Source organism: Vibrio sp. M260118, from assembly GCF_036533755.1.
Classification (GTDB): Bacteria; Pseudomonadota; Gammaproteobacteria; order Enterobacterales; family Vibrionaceae; genus Vibrio.
This window is the reverse complement of record NZ_JATABG010000433.1, coordinates 1-2,604: the sequence shown is the minus strand read 5'-3', so window position 1 is coordinate 2,604 and position 2,604 is coordinate 1. Positions and strand designations below refer to the sequence as shown.

The following is a 2,604-nucleotide window of genomic DNA, read 5'->3' as shown; positions in this document are numbered from 1 at the left end:
TAAATTTGAGTAATGTTGTCAGCATGAAGCACTAATTTTCCCACACCATTTCGGCCGGTCTGATAAGTGACAAAACCACCTACCTTAATGCTACTGCCTTGTACTAAATTCTGAGTTAATGCTTGTGACCTTTGCCCGCTAACCACTACCGGCATACGACAATAAACGTGTCTCGGTAAGTCAGCTTCAATAACGGTAGAGCGATGCTCTAACCAAAATCGACAGTGTTCTATACCACTTGGGCTTTTACTACGAACGGGCGGTTTGGCTATGGTGCCAGAGAGCTCCATTCGATTGGTCATAAGAGAAATTACTCAGCAGCTGCTTCTGGCTTAGCTTCAGCACGCTCTTCGCGACGAGGAGCACGCTCTTCTTTCTGCTTAAGCATGATAGATTGCTCAGTGATCGCTGTTTTAGTACGCATGATCATGTTACGTAGAACTGCATCGTTGAAACGGAAAGCAGTTTCTAGCTCATCAATTACAGCTTGGTCAGCTTCAACGTTCATTAGAACGTAGTGAGCTTTGTGAAGCTTGTTGATTGGGTAAGCCAGTTGACGACGACCCCAGTCTTCTAGACGGTGGATAGTACCGCCAGCTTCAGTGATAGAACCAGTGTAACGCTCGATCATGCCAGCAACTTGCTCGCTTTGATCTGGGTGCACCATGAATACGATTTCGTAATGACGCATTGGTTGCTCCTTACGGATTATTCAGCTTCCACAAATGGCTCGGTCGTCCAGAGGAAGCAAGGAACTAAAGATAATTGACCGAGTTTTAAGGAGCACGAATAGTACAGAAAGAAACCAGTTTACGCAAGAAAAAAGATGCATAGAACCAAAAGCTATCTCGTGATAACTTCTCCCTCGCGCTTTTCAGATTAGTGAACCCAAACTAACGAGAAGTTCAGTAAACTCTGGCTATTTATTAGTTGTAATCTTGCTCAAGGAGAAAGGGGATGAAGCCTGGTGCTACCGGAATTAAGCGAATTATTAATGCGACTGGTTACTCAATGAAAGGGCTAAAGGCAGCATGGCTACATGAAGCCGCGTTTCGTCAAGAAGTCGTACTGCTGATAGTAATGACGGCACTGACTTTCTTCCTCCCGGTCACCAAGCTTGAGCAAGTCATAATGATTAGCAGTCTGTTTGTCGTTGTATTGGTTGAGTTGATCAACTCAGCGATTGAAGCTGTGGTTGACCGTATTGGTTCTGAACATCATGAGCTTAGTGGACGCGCCAAAGACATTGGCTCTGCGGCAGTTTTTGTTGCCCTAGGCTTAGTTGCAGTGACTTGGGGGTTGATACTCTTCCTCTAATACTGATGAGTAGAACTGACAAAAAATCCCTGAGTAAGTTCAGGGATTTTCTAACGTTCTAATTATATGAATCTAATCATCATCTTCATCGACATATTGAGCTTGTAAGTAGTTCTGAATACCCGTCATATCTATCAAGCCAAGTTGGGTTTCCAACCAATCCACATGTTCTTCTTCATCTTCTAGAATATCTTGGAACAGATCGCGTGAAACATAGTCATGCACATCTTCGGCGTAAGCAATCGCGTTCTTCAGATCAGGGATTGCTGCCATCTCTAATTTGAGGTCGCACTCAAGCATCTCTTTGGTATCTTCACCGATCATTAGTTTGCCGAGATCTTGCAAGTTAGGCAAACCTTCGAGAAATAGAATACGTTCGATGAGATGATCGGCATGCTTCATTTCATCGATAGATTCGTGATACTCCTTATCTGCGAGATGTTTAAGACCCCAGTCTTTGTACATTCGTGCGTGCAGGAAATATTGGTTTATAGCGACGAGCTCATTGCCGAGTATTTTATTGAGATGTTGGATTATTATTGGATCGCCTTTCATTACACAGCCCTCCTCTTTGGCTCTTTTAAATCTAGTACCAAATGAGAAGGTGTCAAAAGGCTCAGCGTTGATTTAGCTGGCTTGTTTAACTTGTAGGTATTCTGTTTCTGCTAAAATTTCTTTGGTCATCTTAATACACTTACCACATTGACTGCCTAGCGGCGTGCATTGTCTAATTCCCTTAATATCAGTTACACCTTCATCAATGGCTAACTTCCTAATTTTCTTATCTGAAATTCCATGGCAAAGGCATACAAACATAAAAAACACTTCTACTATTAACTTGCGACCACAAATATAAACAAGAACAATTATCACTTCCAGTTGTATTTGCACACTAACAGAACATTTTGTTATATAGAAATAATTAACCAGGCAAAGTTTCAAGCAGTTAGGATACAACGAATTAAGGGGCTTAAAATGAGTGATGATTTTCAGCCAGTTACAGTTACAAAACCGGCTATTTCCTTATAACCAAAAACGAAAAAGGGAAGCCTAAGCTTCCCTTTCTCTAATGCGTGTTCTTCAATAAAGAAGAAGTGCGCAAGATTTCAATTAATTCGTAAGAATTAGTCGAAGATCTTAGCAACAACACCAGCACCAACTGTACGGCCACCTTCGCGGATTGCGAAACGTAGACCTTCATCCATCGCGATTGGAGCGATTAGTTCAACAGTCATCTTGATGTTATCACCTGGCATTACCATTTCTACGCCTTCTGGTAGCTCGATG

5 protein-coding genes and 1 pseudogene are annotated in these 2,604 nt (G+C 42.2%); 1 reads left to right on the top strand and 5 read right to left on the bottom strand.

Translation table 11 applies throughout. The features are described from left to right. Positions 1–302 (bottom strand): primosomal replication protein N (gene priB, locus QTO00_RS17965; RefSeq protein WP_331425995.1); only part of this gene is annotated, 302 nt, incomplete at its 3' end. An 8-nt stretch (positions 303–310) separates the two neighbouring features. Continuing rightward, on the bottom strand, positions 311–691 hold the full coding sequence (rpsF, locus tag QTO00_RS17960) for a 30S ribosomal protein S6 (protein WP_005472655.1): 381 nt from the start codon (positions 689–691) through the stop codon (positions 311–313). A 266-nt stretch (positions 692–957) separates the two neighbouring features. Here rpsF and QTO00_RS17955 point away from each other — a divergent pair, with 266 nt between their 5' ends. Continuing rightward, complete coding sequence (locus QTO00_RS17955) at positions 958–1,317, top strand: diacylglycerol kinase (protein ID WP_331425994.1); 360 nt, start codon at positions 958–960, stop codon at positions 1,315–1,317. A gap of 72 nt (positions 1,318–1,389) precedes the next feature. Here the strand turns inward: QTO00_RS17955 and bfr are convergent, their stop codons facing one another. The 3 genes and pseudogenes from bfr to tuf form a co-directional block, all read right to left on the bottom strand. After that, entirely contained in the window at positions 1,390–1,872 is a 483-nt protein-coding gene (gene bfr / locus QTO00_RS17950; protein WP_331425993.1) for a bacterioferritin, read from the bottom strand. A 72-nt stretch (positions 1,873–1,944) separates the two neighbouring features. Continuing rightward, the gene (locus QTO00_RS17945) at positions 1,945–2,133 is read right to left on the bottom strand and encodes a (2Fe-2S)-binding protein (RefSeq protein WP_038209729.1); all 189 of its coding nucleotides are present in this window, start codon (positions 2,131–2,133) and stop codon (positions 1,945–1,947) included. 308 nt (positions 2,134–2,441) lie between these two features. Further along, positions 2,442–2,604, bottom strand: a pseudogene (tuf, locus tag QTO00_RS17940) (elongation factor Tu); the annotation flags it as partial.